Genomic DNA, 14,871 nt, shown 5'->3' on the forward strand with positions numbered 1-14,871 from the left:
CTTCAAACGCCGAGCCAACATCATTATACTTAGAGCCATTAACGGTATACGTTGGTGCTTTATCATTCAAAATATCCGCACCACCTCCAAAATATGCTGATGTATTTTGCGCAACTTTTGTTACATTAGCCTGAATCTGAGTTATATTCGTCTCTATATTATCAATCTCAGTCTCTAATTCTGAAATTTTTCCATTAGTCTCCCAAAGCTGAGATCCATTTACTGCCTCAGTTGAATGTTCAGAAACTTCTCCACCCCCAAGACCAGAAATCTTCCGCGATTGCTTTTCATTGTTTATAATATCGATTGTATCTCCATTAACACTACGACCAATGGTAATCAGACCTGTCTGCCCATCTTGTTGAATAAGGCTATCACCTCCTGTAAGAATCATCTCTCTTAATGCTTGTAACTGTGCAACATTCACTGCATCTGACAAATCAGTATCAGCCGCTACTCCCACAATCTGTCTAGTTACGCCATTCTGAGGATTACCAACACTGACTACGCCTTTAGTACTTTTCCATACAAAATCATTTATCGCCGAGCTACCGTTAACTCTAGGATCATAACCAGCAATACCATAAGAAGTAACTGCAACAGAATTTCCTCCTCCAGTCCAATTAACTTTTTTTGTTGAGGAGCCATAAGGATTCCGACCAGAAAATGTTTCGTTATTAATAAACCTCTCATATTGCTCTTCTGCAGTTATGGCCGTCCCAGGTTTTTGAGCACCACCGCGACCGGCAACATTATCAACACCACAATAATCATTATCACCGTTTAAAACAATACTACCATGACTCCCCTTTATATAAGCAATATAAGCAGAAGCAGGGTCATTTGAACTGTAAATAGTCGCTCCTGTTATTGCAACATTAGCTGAAAAAACAGGAGAAGTACTGGACAAAAGAGCAGATACCGCTGCTCCTAATGAAACCGTTTTAATGATATTTTGTGTTGATTTTTTTTTCATAATAAACCCCTCAATAAAAAACACATTCAATGCTAAAAACAAAGCCCAGCCTCACAAAAAAGAGCGAAAGCAACCCCTCCGCAAAACCACTTTTGCGTACTAAAAAATTCATAAAAATCTGAAAGCTACCCCGCCAATGCCGAAATCTATTGTGGTATCATTTTAAAACTCTGAATTTCACAAAAGGCCTAAAACCTTTCCATCCTAAAGTCTTAAAATAAATCAATAAAAATTTGAAATTACTCTGTCCTCTCTATCAGAGAGCAATGCGATCCTTCCTTCGATAAAAATCATTTTCAATAAAGAACAATTTGTCCTTTAGATGGAGCACATAAACCAAATGGCAAGTATATAAATGAATAATTTTTTCTTCACCCTAAAAAATTCATTTTATATCAACCATAAAAAATACTTTCATAATGCATCACACCTGCAAATTTGCAATGATACGTTTTTGTATTTCAGAAAGATTTTCCTTACTAGAAACCGCTACAAAAGAGAGAACAATCTCTCCTAATCCTAAATCAAAAAGGCGACGACCAAGAACAGACTTATAGTAATACTGCCTTTTCTTTTTGGCTGTTTTTATAATTTGAATTTCTTTGTCGTTCAGACCAATCATTCTCTAGAAATCTATCACTCCCGAAATACCATCAGTACCTTCGTCTCTGCTTCCTCATTAGGCAGGAGAATTTTTGTAGGATATTGTTCAAGAAGAACATCAAGAATACCAGAACGTGCTGTATCTGATAAACTTTGCGTAGCCATAAGGACAAGATAATTCTTTTTACGCAATTCTTTCAACCATTCACGAATTTTTTTCACGAAAAACAGGATGGCCAAGCATAATCCATGCTTCATCTAGCGAGAGAATAGATGGTTGTCCTTTTAAACTTTTTTCAAAACGCCTAAAAAGATAAAGCAAAACTGGTAAAGCATTTTTATCTCCTAACTTCATCAATTCATCAATTTCGTAAACAACGAAATTGTGCTCTTCTTCAAGTGGTTTCTTACCATCCAATAAATGCCCCATAGCACCAGAAAGTGTGTAATGCAAAAGAGCTTGATGAATTTCCTTATCCTGAACTGTCATGACAAAATTGCCTAATGAACGCATATGCTTAGACGTCTGCTTCATTTGTTGCATTGCACGATGAATTTCCATTTTTTGTTTTGGTGTTGGAGCAAGTCCTGTCTGAAGTTCATAACAAATTGAAACCCATTCTTGAGCCCAGAGATTATCGGCATCCGTATCAACATCTGCTAAAGGCATAAGAGCATTCAAACTGCTATCACTTTCTCCAATATTATAGTGACGGCCACTTACAGCATGACACAAAGTAAATAAGGAACACCCTTTATCAAAAGCTGTTATATGCGCAGGAAGGTGCTTACCACTCTTATCTACTGCTTTTGACCAATAACGACATGATTGCGCAAGTAAAAAAGCAAGAAGAGTTGATTTTCCTGCACCAGTTGGTCCAAAAACAAGAGTGTGGCCAACATCATCAACATGCAAATTAAGACGAAAAGGAGTTGCCCCTGTTGTAACTACTTGAGATAAAGCAGGAGAATTATCAGGATAAAGAGGGCAAGGATTATTTTGCAATCCTGGACATACACTCGAAAGAGGTAACATATCAGCAAGATTTTGCGTATTAATTAATGGCCGTCGAATATTCGGATAAGTTTGTCCAGCAATGGATCCTAACCACGCCTTCATTGTATTAAGTGTTTCAATGCGCGCAGAAAAGCCTTTATGTTCAATTTCCCGTTTTACCAGTCTGGCATTTTCGGTCAAAACTTCACGATCTTCATGCATTAAAACAATAGTCGGAGAATAATAGCCATAAGCAACAAGACCTGATCGTGCTTCATCATGACAGCTTCCGCTTGTTGTGTCATCAACAAAGCATCCATATTAATAGTTCCCTTATTGGTTTTAAAAACTTGAGAAAAAAATCCTCTGACTTTTTGCTGCCATTTCAATCGGTATTTATTTAAGGCTGTAATAGCTTCATGCTGATCCATAAAGATAAAGCGGCTTGACCATCTATAATGCAAAGGTAAACCATCAAGAATGTCTAAGATACCCGGATAACTGGCTGCTGGAAAACCATCGATCGAAATACAGGCAATAAATTTATCTCCAAGCCGTGGTGTATCTCCTGGCCATAAATCAGTATAACCAAGCCATGAATCCAAATACATGGGGCAATCGGGTATTCGAAGAGTAACGGCTTCCCCATTAATGGCATAATGTAAATAATTAACAAGCTGATCACTTTGATAAGTTTCTGCACCATTGTTCAGAGTGACAGTTTTCATGCGATGCATTTTAAGAAGATCACCAAGACCAATAAAGAGATCCTCTATTTTCTTTTTAAATTCTTCTAGCAAACGCTCAGCAGGAGTTGTCGTTTCAACCGTATCATCGTCATAGACGATTTCCCCTAACTTAGATGATTTGCGTGTCGGAGGAAGATACTGGATCAACAAAGCATATTCTGTTTCATAATGCATCTCACTGCGCTTGAAGTAAGAGCGTCGTTCTGCATCAATCAACGCCGTAATAGGATCTGGAAAATGTGATAATGTTGCATCCGGATAACCGGGAGACTCTACACAGATAGCATCCACCCATATGGCCCATCCTGAATGAAAACGAGAAAGATATGTATTCACTAGTCCCGTTATATAATTTCTTTCTGTATCTGTATCTGTCGCTGACATGGGATCATTCCCACGAAGAAAAAAACCAGCTAACAAAGAACCATCTTTGCCTAAAACAATACCATCATCAATCAATGCAGCAAAATTCAAAAGATCAGGAAGACCTGCTAAGGATGAACGAAAATGTTTTAATTTAAGCATTAATAAGGTCTTACTGACTGTGCAACACGAAAGGGCGTTGAAAAAGGCGCATAATAGCGACGATATTTCAATTGACGAATATAAATTCGAGACAAAATAGGATCAAATTTTGCCATTCTTCGCAGCACATAAAGACAAATAAACCAAATACAAAGACCAACACTAGCCGCAACAATATTCATGGCCGAAACAATAAGAATACCAGTCAAAAGCATCGAAAGAAGCATTAATTCCCCCTCTCCCCCATAATTTGTTGAGGACGATGAAGAGAACGAAATAATTGCGTTTGTCTTTTACCCCCCATTATAATCCTCCAACCAACACATTTGCAGGCACAACAGCACCAGAAAAGAGAGCGCCGGTAAGAAGAGTGTTCGCAAAAACAATAACACTAATAACAAGAACAAGATAAATAATTCGCTTCACAAATTCGCCAATTTCACCCCCAAAAATCAAAGCAATTCCACCCGCCACAAGTCCCATTAAGGAAACAGCAAAAGCAACAGGTCCTGAAACTGATTTCCTTAGTTTTTCAAGAGGTGTTTCCCAGGGTAAAGCTACACCTCCTCCAGCTGTCGCATCAGAGGCATAAGCCATATCTCCCAAAAGAAAAAATAAGAGAACAAAAACTCCTACAGCGTATAAAATTATCATTTGATTATAAGAATTATTCTTTTTATAAATTGAGGATAAGTGCATCATTTTTTCCTTTAATAAATGAGATTGGTTACATATTTATTGGCTGTGTGATCGATCGTATCCACACACTTCAATAATTTCTTTAACCTTTCAGACAGAAGAAATTTTCTCAACACTTAAAACGACATCAATTGTTTCAGCAATCAGTTGTTGCATAGGAGCAATCGTTGCTTCTGCTATTAATTGTTGAATTCTTGTTAAACCAGTTGAAGCATCATTAGCATGAACCGTTGCTATGCCCCCTGGATGACCTGTATTCCAGCTTTTTAAAAGAGCTAAAGCCGCACCATCTCTTACTTCACCAACAATAATGCGATCAGGAGCCATACGCATCATTACTTTAAGTAATCGCGTCATATCTATATATTCAACAGCACGAAATGTTACTGTATTGGGCGCAGCACATTGAAGCTCAGCAGTATCCTCAATAATCACAAAACGCTCTTCCGGAAAGGTATCGGTCATTTCTTTGAGGATTGCGTTTGTTAAAGTTGTCTTCCCCGTTCCTGTTCCACCAACAACAAGAATATTTTTGTGATTTTTCACTGCACACTTTAAAAGCAATCTCTGCTGTGGAGTAAGAATATTCTTTTCAACATAGTCATCTAACGTAAAAATCTGTGTTGCTTTTTTCCGAATTGTAAATGCTGGTGCTGCAACAATGGGTAGGATTACCGCCTCAAAACGGCTTCCATCTATCGGAAGTTCGCATTCAAGAATAGGACATTCTTTAGTGATTTGAGTACCAAGAGAAGTGGCTACTGTTCCCATTACAGCTTCAGCCCAATGGGCTTCCATCATCCCTACTGCTTTTTTGCTTCACCTAAATGTTCAACCCATAAAGTTCCATCAGGGTTCAGCATAATCTCTATAACTGTTGGATCTCGCAGATAACTGCATACCTGCTGCCCAAATTCAAAATACATTTTCTCAATAAGCCGTCTCCTTTGTTCAGAATCCGTCTTATTTTTCAATGCAGTTATGGATAAATTACCCCCAATGTAACGCTTAAATCCCCGTATACAGCAAAATTTGAATGTTAATCTACAAGATGAATCTGATCAATAAAAAATACCTATCTAATAGAGTTTATCCCCACTTTGGTTTTCTAAAGAGAAAAATCTTTATCATTTGTAAGATCAACACTGATAGCTTCTTTGTAGAAATCTGCCGTTGATGTATAATGAACATCCATCCTAACCTAAAAAACAAACTTTTATGACACAAATGATAATATTTAAATACTTTTTAAATATTTACTATATATTTTGTACGTAAATAATAAATATTTATTGTTTAATTAATGATAATGAGGACTTTTTGGAAGCCTAACCTTCCTTGCTCCATCTATATTTATATAGTAGCCTCTTCTTTCGCAGAACTTAAATAAGCTATAGTTTCAATTACTAAAGGAGCTTTGCAGATTTTCCGTTTTGTATTAATAAGTCAATCGCTAATTTATCAAATGAAACAAAGGTTTCACCACCAAGCCTATTACCCTCATAGGATATGATCCCATCAGCAAAATCCCCACCAGCTTCAAGAATAGCAATCCCCGCTTCAACAGCTGGTCGATTCATTACTATATTACTCGTTGCTAGCAAATCACGTAGCATCCCAGCGACATCTTCTTTTGATAATTTTGCACCTCGACGAAGTATCCAAACAAGTTCGCATAAACAAGGTAAGGAAATAGCTATTAAAGAAGCTTCTCTTAAAATCTTGCTTGCCACTTCACCCTGTTTTTTATCATCTTGTAAAACTGCACGAGCTAAAACATTTGTATCTACAGCAATCTTCATTTTTTTCCTGCCCAACTAGAAGCAGTAATTTCGTTCATCTCTTCAATAGTCAGTGTCTTTTTTACTTTTCCAGCAAACCGTCCGATAAAGCTATCAATCGTAATTGTGGGTTGTGCTGCCTTTATACGAAGTTCACCACCTGGCAATTTGTCAAAGTTAATCCGCTCACCTGGTTTAATACCAAGGTGCTGTAGTAGCTCTCGCTTTAGCGTAATTTGTCCTTTTGCCGTAACCGTTAGTGAAGTCATAGAAAAATCCTCTTACTATAAATATACTTATTAAGTATGCACAAAGAATGTAAAATTCAATTACTTTTTTAAAATAGGCAAACAATATTTTATAGATGCTCCTTCTCATTTATTACTTTCAATCATTGAAAATGCATCTGAAGCCACAAAACGTATTTTTAAAAGACTTTGTCGTCTTCACTTCCTTCTCACGCTAAAAAACGGAAATTCTTGTAAACCTCTATATAATAAATATTTATTCTTTATTTTAGAGGAAGAATTGCCATTGGATGGCCTTGCCATGCAGGTAAAATAATATCCTTTGTGACCATAACATTAAAATTATAACCAGGACGGATAGTGATTGTTGGCTGAATATTGAGGTTTTTTCTCGTCATTTCCATACCAACCTCACCCCATTGTCTTCCAAGTTCAGCAGCTAACATTTCCTTGACCGTTTCAGTATTACTATTAACATGACTTGTCTTACTTGAATTTTGTGATAATTGCGAAGCACCAGAAATAACAGAAAGTAAGAGAGCATTTCCAAAAACTTTTAGATAATGGTTATCTACTTTGTCCTGAATCCCGCATAACCAGACTGATCAACTCCAGGCATATTTCCAAGAGACAAAGAAGAACCATCAGGATAAATAACTCGAGACCAGACAATGAGTGCACGTTTTTGACCCGTTGCGACACAACTATCATAGGTGCCAACAAGTCTTGATCCAATAGGTATTAAAACATTTTGTCCAGTAGCGGAGTCATAAACGCTTTCTTTTACTTGTGCTATAATTTGTCCAGGAAGATCACTATTCACACCACTAATCATAACACTAGGAATAATTGTTCCTGCTTTAATTTCCAGATTTGCTTTAATAGCTTCTTGGTGTGTATTTTTTAGATAAACATCAGCATCAGAAGACCGTGATAAAAAAGCAATTTTTTGCTCTTGCATATTAGGATCAACTATACCGTTTCCTTGATATGATAGTGAGTTTTTCTCTACTCCATATCTATTAAATAAACTTTCAGGATTTTTTGTTTGAGAATTATTATTTTGAGTTTTAAAAGCAAGTGTTGGTTTTGTGTTCAGTGTAAAGGAAATCGCAGAATCAGCGTCTAAAGCAGCTTCCATTTTAGTTAAACGCCGTTCTGTAAGATGTATTAAAAATCTTTTTTGTGCTTCTTCTGTTTCATTAGTAACTTTATCGGATATTTTCTGTTCTGAGGAATGGTCAACTAATTTTGATGTTTCTGTAGGCTCTAATAATGAACGCTCTGGTAATTTTGCCTGAACATAATCATTGCTTTGTGGACGAACAGGTAAAGGGGTTGCATCTACCAATAGGAGTTTTTTATCCTCCACAATGATGGCGTTTGTCTTTTGACGCAATATAAAAGTATAAGTAATACCAATAAGTGCAAAGACAATAGCTCCTATAGCACCTATCCATGGCATATTGTTAAGACGGCGAATTTGTCGTCCATCCGATTTTGAAGTAAAAAAAATTGGGAGAGTTCTCAGAAGAAAAGTCTATCTTTTCTTTCATCATTGCCCTCCGTCATTTACACGTGTTAAAAAGGCTGATGATGATACAATATCCCCAGTTACTGAATGAACATAATAACGTGTTACTTCTGTTAAACCATATCGAGCAACTAATATTATACCGTCATCCATTGGCATCACTTTATAAGATAAAGTTATACCGGTGTTTTTGGATTTTTCTAATTGATCATTATAAATGACACCGTAACCATTTTGCTGTAAAATACTGATAAGCAGAGGGGTAAATGGATCCTGTGTGTTATTTAACTTTATAATAAATGTTGTTGATGCTGGCGGTAAGGGATCTTTGAGATAACCAACAAGATCATGAGCAATAAATTGAATATCTTTTTCCGTAATATTTTGATCAATATAATTCACTAACGGCGTTTGTTTGCTATGAATACCGATCGTAGAACAACCAGTTACAAATACAAAGGAGAGCAATAAGAAATACTTAGACATTTAAACCCCCTTTGTAATTGTTACTCTTTGTTGTTGATTTCCTACACCGGAAATAAGAGCAACTTTGGTAATAACCGTATCAACAACATATCGATTGCCAATAATGCGGTAGTTTATTAGTTTTTCACTTGGTTTTCTAAAAAGACGACCATCATCGCCAATGGCAATTAAAGCAGGTGCTTCACCTCTAATTCCATCACCAGGCAATTCAATATAGGTTTTGAAACCGTCTGTATAAACTCGTTTTGGATACCATTTAATTTTTGGATCACTTATAGTAATACGAAAGTTGAAATCAAGCGCAGCCATGTTTTGCCCTGTTGGCAATGTAGTACGATGTTTATCTGTTGCAGCCTTATAAGCAGCCCAATCTTGATCTGTATCATCTGGATAAGCAAAAGAGAGGACAGGAATTGATGAATTTTGAGTGCTGGCAAGCTTAATCATGTAAGTCCGCTTATCTGTTGTGATAAAAAGATTTGTCGTCAAACCAGCATCTGTGGGCTTTACAACAACATAAGTTGTTTCTGTTGCTCCTGTTCCACTTATGCTGGGACTAATTTTCCATCGAGCTGTATCCCCTGCGTGAAGGCTATTGATGGTTTCGCCAACTTGCAACTGAATAGTACATATTTCTAAAGGCGTGCAAACAAGCGTAGGAAGTATAGCTCCATATAAGTATTTAACACTCCCATCACTAGAACGAATAGGCTTTGTTGGATTATTTTTCCATTGATTAGCAAGTTTAAGTCCTAGAGGGATTTTTTGTGGTGAAATAATACTAATATTAGATGATAAATCACTTGCCATTGCTGTCGATGTTACGAATGCAATTATTGTGATTATAATACATTTTTTAAACATAAAATCCCCGCTACATAGTTTTATTGCTATTTATTTTACATTTTTTCTAGAGTCTCTGCGTCCAAGCAAATTGTTTAACAAATAATCCAATTGGATTAGCCATTATCTGTTGCTCAGTTTTAGGGGTTGCTAAAATAACTGTAGCTGTAGCTTGCCAGTTTTTTGTTTCATTAACAGCACCAGTTCTCGCTCTTGTCGTTTCAGTCCACTCGATTTGCCAAGTATCATCAGAAATAGCAATAACTGCATTCACCTGAACTTCAACTGTTTCATTAGCAGAGCGAGAATAAGGATCATTTTGTTGATGATATTCAACCAACATTCGATAAGCCGGTGATTGTGGCAAAGTCATTGAATATGTTTGTTGAATAAGATCTTGTTCCGCTCTCATATCTACATAGACAGTGCGTGCGCCAATTAACCAATTTCTCAACGCTGCTCGTATGTGCGTTGCATTGGGTTTTGATGCAATATTTGCTTTTGCAAAATGCGCTACTTCACCAACTGAATTGGTTTGTATAATATAAGGAACAACAGTTTGTTCTTTTGCTTTCCAAATGAAAGCTCCTACCGACATACCTGTCACAATAATCATTCCAAAGGTTGCAAGACGCCAATTATTGGCAGCTTGAATATAGTCGCCATATCGTTCCATCCACTCCCTACGTGCTAAAATATAAGGATTTAATGACTTTTCTTTTTCATGATTTTTTGTTTTCTTCACGTATGCCCCCTAACAACGTAATATAATTTTTATTATGAATCATTTTTATTTGAATGGGAAGATGACAAGATTTTTTACTCACTGAAAATTTAATAAAGCAACAGATTTACTTATAAAAAACATATTTAGATCTCTATTTCTTCGTTTGAGAATTTTTGATAACCATCTTTTGTAACTTTAATTTTTTCACCTATCTTCCAATATTGAGCTTGTATAAAAGCTCTTTTTTGGGCTTCTTTTATAAAAATTACTTTCTTACCATTAATAGACTCAAAAAGGAGAACGTTTCTTTCTTCAATCCTCCTGCGTCCAACATATTTTAAAATATCTTCTTCTCCATCCCACATAACATGTAGAAGATTTTTAGCATATTGATTACGCTTATTAAGCCATATTTCAATAGGATTATTAATATTGTTTTCACGAGACTTTTCTCCCTTTTCTTTAAGTGTATTAAGGTAGGGATCAAAAAATACAGCATTTATACCATGAATACCTGCCAATTGAGCAATTTCTGTTTTAAATTTTTCGGTCCTGTTGAGCACAAGAGGTTGATCTTTGAATTTTTCAACGGCAATATTTAATGCTATATAAGCAGATCCTGTGGTAAATTTTTGCGCATAAATCTTCTCTCCAGCGTCAACGACAACACCACCATCAACACTTTTGTACACAATATTTCCGTTTTTAATAAAATGAGAAGTTAAGTTTTTATATAAAAAATTCCCCGTCTTTTGAGCAGTTTTTGCCGTCAGCAAATTATTTGATAAAGAAGCACAACGCTCATTCATTGAGCGAAGCACATCTACTGCATCTTTATCTCCAGAGTTTGCTTGCTGATAAAGCCAATCACGCCAAGTTGGAAATCTAGTTTCCATCAGCCTTCTCTTAATTACTGCCTGTCTTTCTCTTAACTCTTTTTGACGAAGTTTTTTCTGTAGTTTTAATGCATTGCGTATCACAGTACGAAAATTTTTAGGAGTTAATCTCAGTGAAAAAGATTGCTGTTTGTACCAAACAGAAAGTTGATGATAGAAAAAAACTTTTTGCGCATATAACGCTTTATATCGCTTTTGCCTTTTTAAATCGCTGGACTTTTTTTGTTTTTCATACCTAGAATATAAAAGAGCTTTAGTTTGATTATTTTTCCCATTAGAAAAGGGTATATATTGTTTTTGCATATTTAGCGTCATACTCTGATAAGAGCCTAATTTTTCTCAAGAGTAGATAAAGAAAGAGCCCTATTACAGCTACTTGCCTTAACCCATAAATCAAGATTGGTTGCTCCTATAACTAATCCATTACCTCTTTTTTTTATAACGAGACCATGTTTTGCAAAATTTTTATGAAGTTCTGGCCAGTCCGAATAATGAAATTCTTTAATAATGTTTCCGACATAAGTTGCGAGAGATTGCATCCCTGTTTTATCTTCAAAATTCTTTATTTTTGACCGTTTTATATTATCACCCTTTTTATCTTTGGAATATTGTTTTGCCTCATCATCAAAGCCGTGAGGAGTATTAATCAACCCATATTCCTGTTCTATTTGACGACACATTTTCATCAATGTACGTTTATCAAAAAAAGGCTCATGATTACGAAAGTTTTCAGGATTGATTTTATTAATAGCAATATGAACATGTAAATTATCTGTATCTTGATGGACTGCTGAAATTCGCTGATGCTTATTATAACCTAAAGCGAGACAAAACTTGTCTTCAATTTCATAAAGTATTTCTCTTTCTGATCTTTCCCCTATAGGAAAAGATAGAACCAAATGATATGTTTTATCTGCTTTTGATCTTTTATTTTGGTTTTGAGTTTTTAAAATAAATTCAGTGGCCATAACAGGGTCATCTGTATAGCAATTTGTAACTCTTATCGCCGCTACTTTCCTACTATGTTGCACATCTTTATCAAGAATATAATCACATATAAGTTTCCAATCCCTTGGCAAAACACCTCCCCTGATATCCATAATATAACGAGCTAAACGCGCCATATTTGATGTAGCTTTTTCTCTTTCAATACGTTTAGCAACCATAAAGAAGATATTTTTTCAAAGATTTGTTTTTGAAGTTGACGAAAATCACCCATCATTTGGTTTATATCGCTTGGAACCCCACCTTTTCCGTTATTGGTAACTAACCATAATTTCAATAAACCAGCTACTCGACCCAAATCACCTTGTAATTTAGTAAGGTCTTTAACAGCTTCATAATCAATATCAGTTTTTATTGGCTCAATCTGCCCAGTAGTGCGTAAATAAGTAGAAATGGATAAACCTGTCTGCTTTGCATAAGCTTCTATAGTTTCCTTCTCACTGGAAGTGCACCAAACACTTAACCTAAATTTCCGTGGCCTTGCCATTTTCCCCCTCTTTTAAATTGCGGTAGCAATAATACCTCGTAGAGCAAGATACGTTGAGAATTTATGCGAATAAGTAATGTAATGTTTTAGCGTAGCGCTACATTACACATCTTGTCATACTTTTAAAATTAAAATTTTAAAAATCTTTATAAAAACCAATATTAATATTTATTTTTTGGAAAAATTTGGTAAGCTTTGGGAAGTTTTTATAAGTTTTAGAAAAATTTGGAAAATAAATGAAACAAAAAAAGAGTGGGGGAAAATGCGTGTGGTTTTTTTAGCCAACAAAGCTTTAATCCTAAGCCTTATTGAAAAAGGGTATTCATTAAAAGAAATTTTAAGAAAAAATCCAACTTTAAATATATCTTATGATGCTTTAGCGTCGTATGTTCGAAAATATTTTAAAACTAAACCTGCAGCAATAATAACCCAAACCTCTCTCCCTATTTCTGTTGATCCTATTAAAAAAAATCAATGCCGCATGTATTTGAACACAACACAAACAAAAAACTAGAGGACATGATATGAGTAACATTCATATGACCTTACAAGGAAAAGGCGGTGTAGGGAAATCCTTTGTGGACAGTCTTCTGATGCAGTATCTCTTAGAAAGAAAAGTAGAAGTTAAAGGGATTGACACAGATCCAGTCAACCAAACTTTTGCAAGCTACAAAAACTTTAATGTAACGCATCTAAAACTTCTTGACCAAAGTGTAGTAATTCCACGTAATTTTGATACTCTTATGGAAGAACTACTTAATTCTAAATGCCAATATGTTATCGATAATGGAGCTACAACATTTTTACCTTTAGCCTATTATTTGAAAGAAAATGAAGCTTTTGATATGTTGGCTACTGCTAAAAAAATGTAATCATTCATACAATTATTACAGGTGGCCAAGCATTGGGAGATACCCTCACTGGGTTATTTTCTATCTGTACACAAATTCCCCCCATAGCAAATATTGTTGTTTGGAAAAATGAATTTTTTGGTCCTATTGTCGCAAATGGAAAAAGTTTTGAAGAAATGAAAATATTTCAAGAAACGAAAGATAGAATCTCTGCGGTCATTACAATTCCACAGCAAACATCTAGTACTTTTGGTGAAGATATCAAAACAATGCTCGATAAAAAATTAACTTTTAATGAAATCACTGATTCAAACGAATTCAGCATCATGACTAAAAGCCGTTTAGCGCGTGTTAAAAACATGCTATTTGAACAAATAGCTATTATTCCAGGAATTTAAAATGTCAATTGATATTGATGCCATTCGGCAAAAAGTAGCTAAAGAATTTAATCAATTGATCCCTCCAAATGATCCAATTCTTATGACCGTCCTTTTATCCGACACAGTTTTAAAAGCAGCTTTAAAAACACTTCATGAGCAACAAAATATGATGATAAATCATATTCTAACAGCTCGTAATGCTATGATAGAAGAGGAAAAAAAACGGCAGGAAAATTAATAACTGAAGCGGCTACATACATAAAAAAAGAAATAAATAAAAATCTAAATTCTATTTCTAACCAAATACAATCATATGAAAAAAAAATTATTTAAAATATCCAACAGTGAATTGAATATAAATAAAAATCTTAAAAGTTTTACAAAAGAAATAAAGCTTTATACAATATTTATTGGTGCTAGTTTATTTGCAAACATTTTATGTTTTTTTGCTATTTTAATTCACTATTATTTACCTTAAACTTTATCTTTTCTATGTTACTCTCTATAGTTGATAGTGCTAACGAAAACATCGTATCTGTTCTTTTTGGCTTCTTAAAGTGAATGACCTTTATCGTGTGAAAGATCTATACCAATAGCTTTGGCTTGCATTTTTTCGTAAAGTTTGCGCATCACTTTCATATTATCTCTTCGTACATCAATAATCGATTTTTCAATGTCTGTTAAACGAGATTTATCGAGATTTCCTAATCGTGTATAATGCGACGCCATAGCTTGGCGTGCCTCATCATAAGGTAAACCACCTTTACGATTTTTTGGTAAACTATAAGCCTCATTTATCGCCTTATATTGCATAGGATCACTAACAAGCTCCACAATGCTTCTTAATAACACCAATTTCAGTTAATGCTGTTTTAAGACTACCAACCATAGCTTTGCTATTAGCATATCGAAGAAAATCATTCTCTACTAAACAACGCTCTTCTTCAAGAAGTAACGATAAATCCCCACTTTTACTGATATCATACATATAATTACATAAATCACTTCGCACATCTTGTAATTTCTTGATCGCCAAGGTGGCATTACAAATCTGTATACTTACATCTTCTTGTGCTAGAATCCG

General features: G+C 35.1%; 21 protein-coding genes and 2 pseudogenes. 4 read left to right on the forward strand and 19 right to left on the reverse strand.

Annotation, left to right across the window (positions count from 1 at the left end):
- From O99_RS06905 to O99_RS03225, 17 genes and pseudogenes are all read right to left on the reverse strand, one after another.
- Positions 1-976: pseudogene (locus O99_RS06905) on the reverse strand (hypothetical protein); the annotation flags it as partial.
- Between the two features lie 424 nt (positions 977-1,400).
- Positions 1,401-1,598: a hypothetical protein gene (locus O99_RS07065; RefSeq protein WP_235692192.1), complete on the reverse strand. Its 198-nt coding sequence runs from the start codon at positions 1,596-1,598 to the stop codon at positions 1,401-1,403.
- Positions 1,599-1,612: 14 nt separating this feature from the next.
- Complete coding sequence (locus O99_RS07070) at positions 1,613-1,801, reverse strand: hypothetical protein (RefSeq protein WP_235692193.1); 189 nt, start codon at positions 1,799-1,801, stop codon at positions 1,613-1,615.
- Entirely contained in the window at positions 1,785-2,798 is a 1,014-nt protein-coding gene (locus tag O99_RS07075) for a hypothetical protein (RefSeq protein ID WP_235692194.1), read from the reverse strand. Before O99_RS07075 ends, O99_RS07070 begins: the two co-directional genes overlap by 17 nt.
- A complete protein-coding gene (locus tag O99_RS07080) occupies positions 2,798-3,850 on the reverse strand; it encodes a VirB4 family type IV secretion/conjugal transfer ATPase (RefSeq protein WP_235692195.1) in 1,053 nt (350 codons plus the stop codon). Before O99_RS07080 ends, O99_RS07075 begins: the two co-directional genes overlap by 1 nt.
- Positions 3,850-4,077 carry a conjugal transfer protein TrbD gene (trbD, locus tag O99_RS03175; RefSeq protein ID WP_235692196.1) on the reverse strand — a complete coding sequence of 76 codons (228 nt, stop codon included), beginning with the start codon at positions 4,075-4,077 and terminating at the stop codon, positions 3,850-3,852. The genes O99_RS07080 and trbD overlap by 1 nt, the downstream gene beginning before the upstream one ends.
- A gap of 76 nt (positions 4,078-4,153) precedes the next feature.
- Positions 4,154-4,552, reverse strand: coding sequence for a TrbC/VirB2 family protein (locus O99_RS03180; protein WP_235692197.1), 399 nt, complete (start codon positions 4,550-4,552; stop codon positions 4,154-4,156).
- A gap of 87 nt (positions 4,553-4,639) precedes the next feature.
- Complete coding sequence (gene trbB / locus O99_RS03185; protein WP_235692198.1) at positions 4,640-5,350, reverse strand: P-type conjugative transfer ATPase TrbB; 711 nt, start codon at positions 5,348-5,350, stop codon at positions 4,640-4,642.
- Between the two features lie 605 nt (positions 5,351-5,955).
- A complete protein-coding gene (locus tag O99_RS03190) occupies positions 5,956-6,351 on the reverse strand; it encodes a type II toxin-antitoxin system VapC family toxin (RefSeq protein ID WP_035006315.1) in 396 nt (131 codons plus the stop codon).
- Entirely contained in the window at positions 6,348-6,599 is a 252-nt protein-coding gene (locus O99_RS03195; RefSeq protein ID WP_035006316.1) for an AbrB/MazE/SpoVT family DNA-binding domain-containing protein, read from the reverse strand. Before O99_RS03195 ends, O99_RS03190 begins: the two co-directional genes overlap by 4 nt.
- A 242-nt stretch (positions 6,600-6,841) precedes the next feature.
- A pseudogene (locus tag O99_RS03200) lies at positions 6,842-8,043 on the reverse strand (TrbI/VirB10 family protein).
- A 90-nt stretch (positions 8,044-8,133) separates the two neighbouring features.
- Entirely contained in the window at positions 8,134-8,598 is a 465-nt protein-coding gene (locus O99_RS03205) for a hypothetical protein (protein ID WP_035006317.1), read from the reverse strand.
- Positions 8,599-9,462 carry a P-type conjugative transfer protein TrbG gene (gene trbG, locus O99_RS03210; RefSeq protein WP_035006318.1) on the reverse strand — a complete coding sequence of 288 codons (864 nt, stop codon included), beginning with the start codon at positions 9,460-9,462 and terminating at the stop codon, positions 8,599-8,601.
- A 46-nt stretch (positions 9,463-9,508) separates the two neighbouring features.
- Entirely contained in the window at positions 9,509-10,186 is a 678-nt protein-coding gene (locus O99_RS03215; RefSeq protein WP_035006319.1) for a VirB8/TrbF family protein, read from the reverse strand.
- Positions 10,187-10,311: 125 nt separating this feature from the next.
- Positions 10,312-11,379 carry an LPD7 domain-containing protein gene (locus O99_RS07090; RefSeq protein ID WP_235692200.1) on the reverse strand — a complete coding sequence of 356 codons (1,068 nt, stop codon included), beginning with the start codon at positions 11,377-11,379 and terminating at the stop codon, positions 10,312-10,314.
- 14 nt (positions 11,380-11,393) lie between these two features.
- Positions 11,394-12,188 (reverse strand): TraI/MobA(P) family conjugative relaxase, encoded by a 795-nt coding sequence (gene traI, locus O99_RS07095; protein ID WP_235692201.1) that lies wholly within the window; start codon positions 12,186-12,188, stop codon positions 11,394-11,396.
- Positions 12,176-12,556, reverse strand: a complete 381-nt coding sequence (locus tag O99_RS03225) for a DUF6290 family protein (protein ID WP_051668844.1) — start codon at positions 12,554-12,556, stop codon at positions 12,176-12,178. Before O99_RS03225 ends, traI begins: the two co-directional genes overlap by 13 nt.
- Positions 12,557-12,731: 175 nt before the next feature.
- On the opposite strand from O99_RS03225, the gene O99_RS03230 reads away from it, so the two are divergent.
- Genes O99_RS03230 through O99_RS07110 form a run of 4 tightly spaced genes read left to right on the forward strand, consistent with a single transcriptional unit; the run spans position 12,732 to position 14,025 of the window.
- The gene (locus O99_RS03230; protein ID WP_235692202.1) at positions 12,732-13,070 is read left to right on the forward strand and encodes a TraK family protein; all 339 of its coding nucleotides are present in this window, start codon (positions 12,732-12,734) and stop codon (positions 13,068-13,070) included.
- Positions 13,071-13,080: 10 nt separating this feature from the next.
- Complete coding sequence (locus O99_RS07100; protein ID WP_235692203.1) at positions 13,081-13,428, forward strand: nucleotide-binding protein; 348 nt, start codon at positions 13,081-13,083, stop codon at positions 13,426-13,428.
- Positions 13,429-13,460: 32 nt separating this feature from the next.
- Positions 13,461-13,805, forward strand: a complete 345-nt coding sequence (locus tag O99_RS07105) for a P-loop NTPase family protein (protein WP_235692204.1) — start codon at positions 13,461-13,463, stop codon at positions 13,803-13,805.
- Position 13,806: 1 nt separating this feature from the next.
- Positions 13,807-14,025 carry a hypothetical protein gene (locus O99_RS07110; protein WP_235692205.1) on the forward strand — a complete coding sequence of 73 codons (219 nt, stop codon included), beginning with the start codon at positions 13,807-13,809 and terminating at the stop codon, positions 14,023-14,025.
- A 314-nt stretch (positions 14,026-14,339) separates the two neighbouring features.
- Here the strand turns inward: O99_RS07110 and O99_RS03245 are convergent, their stop codons facing one another.
- The gene (locus tag O99_RS03245; RefSeq protein WP_235692206.1) at positions 14,340-14,621 is read right to left on the reverse strand and encodes a hypothetical protein; all 282 of its coding nucleotides are present in this window, start codon (positions 14,619-14,621) and stop codon (positions 14,340-14,342) included.
- Positions 14,608-14,775 (reverse strand): hypothetical protein, encoded by a 168-nt coding sequence (locus O99_RS07115; RefSeq protein WP_235692207.1) that lies wholly within the window; start codon positions 14,773-14,775, stop codon positions 14,608-14,610. The genes O99_RS03245 and O99_RS07115 overlap by 14 nt, the downstream gene beginning before the upstream one ends.
- Between the last annotated feature and the right edge of the window lie 96 nt (positions 14,776-14,871).

This window comes from Bartonella rochalimae ATCC BAA-1498, assembly GCF_000706645.1.
GTDB classification, from domain to species: Bacteria; Pseudomonadota; Alphaproteobacteria; order Rhizobiales; family Rhizobiaceae; genus Bartonella; species Bartonella rochalimae.

Excerpts from the sequence above, each read along its gene's own strand:
- O99_RS07065 (WP_235692192.1), bottom strand. The coding sequence starts at position 1,598 with ATGATTGGTCTGAACGACAAAGAAATTCAAATTATAAAAACAGCCAAA.
- O99_RS07075 (WP_235692194.1), bottom strand. The coding sequence starts at position 2,798 with ATGCATGAAGATCGTGAAGTTTTGACCGAAAATGCCAGACTGGTAAAA.
- O99_RS07080 (WP_235692195.1), bottom strand. The coding sequence starts at position 3,850 with ATGCTTAAATTAAAACATTTTCGTTCATCCTTAGCAGGTCTTCCTGAT.
- trbD (WP_235692196.1), bottom strand. The coding sequence starts at position 4,077 with ATGCTTCTTTCGATGCTTTTGACTGGTATTCTTATTGTTTCGGCCATG.
- O99_RS03180 (WP_235692197.1), bottom strand. The coding sequence starts at position 4,552 with ATGATGCACTTATCCTCAATTTATAAAAAGAATAATTCTTATAATCAA.
- trbB (WP_235692198.1), bottom strand. The coding sequence starts at position 5,350 with ATGATGGAAGCCCATTGGGCTGAAGCTGTAATGGGAACAGTAGCCACT.
- O99_RS03190 (WP_035006315.1), bottom strand. The coding sequence starts at position 6,351 with ATGAAGATTGCTGTAGATACAAATGTTTTAGCTCGTGCAGTTTTACAA.
- O99_RS03195 (WP_035006316.1), bottom strand. The coding sequence starts at position 6,599 with ATGACTTCACTAACGGTTACGGCAAAAGGACAAATTACGCTAAAGCGA.
- O99_RS03205 (WP_035006317.1), bottom strand. The coding sequence starts at position 8,598 with ATGTCTAAGTATTTCTTATTGCTCTCCTTTGTATTTGTAACTGGTTGT.
- trbG (WP_035006318.1), bottom strand. The coding sequence starts at position 9,462 with ATGTTTAAAAAATGTATTATAATCACAATAATTGCATTCGTAACATCG.
- O99_RS07090 (WP_235692200.1), bottom strand. The coding sequence starts at position 11,379 with ATGACGCTAAATATGCAAAAACAATATATACCCTTTTCTAATGGGAAA.
- traI (WP_235692201.1), bottom strand. The coding sequence starts at position 12,188 with ATGGCGCGTTTAGCTCGTTATATTATGGATATCAGGGGAGGTGTTTTG.
- O99_RS03225 (WP_051668844.1), bottom strand. The coding sequence starts at position 12,556 with ATGGCAAGGCCACGGAAATTTAGGTTAAGTGTTTGGTGCACTTCCAGT.
- O99_RS07100 (WP_235692203.1), top strand. The coding sequence starts at position 13,081 with ATGAGTAACATTCATATGACCTTACAAGGAAAAGGCGGTGTAGGGAAA.
- O99_RS07110 (WP_235692205.1), top strand. The coding sequence starts at position 13,807 with ATGTCAATTGATATTGATGCCATTCGGCAAAAAGTAGCTAAAGAATTT.
- O99_RS07115 (WP_235692207.1), bottom strand. The coding sequence starts at position 14,775 with ATGTATGATATCAGTAAAAGTGGGGATTTATCGTTACTTCTTGAAGAA.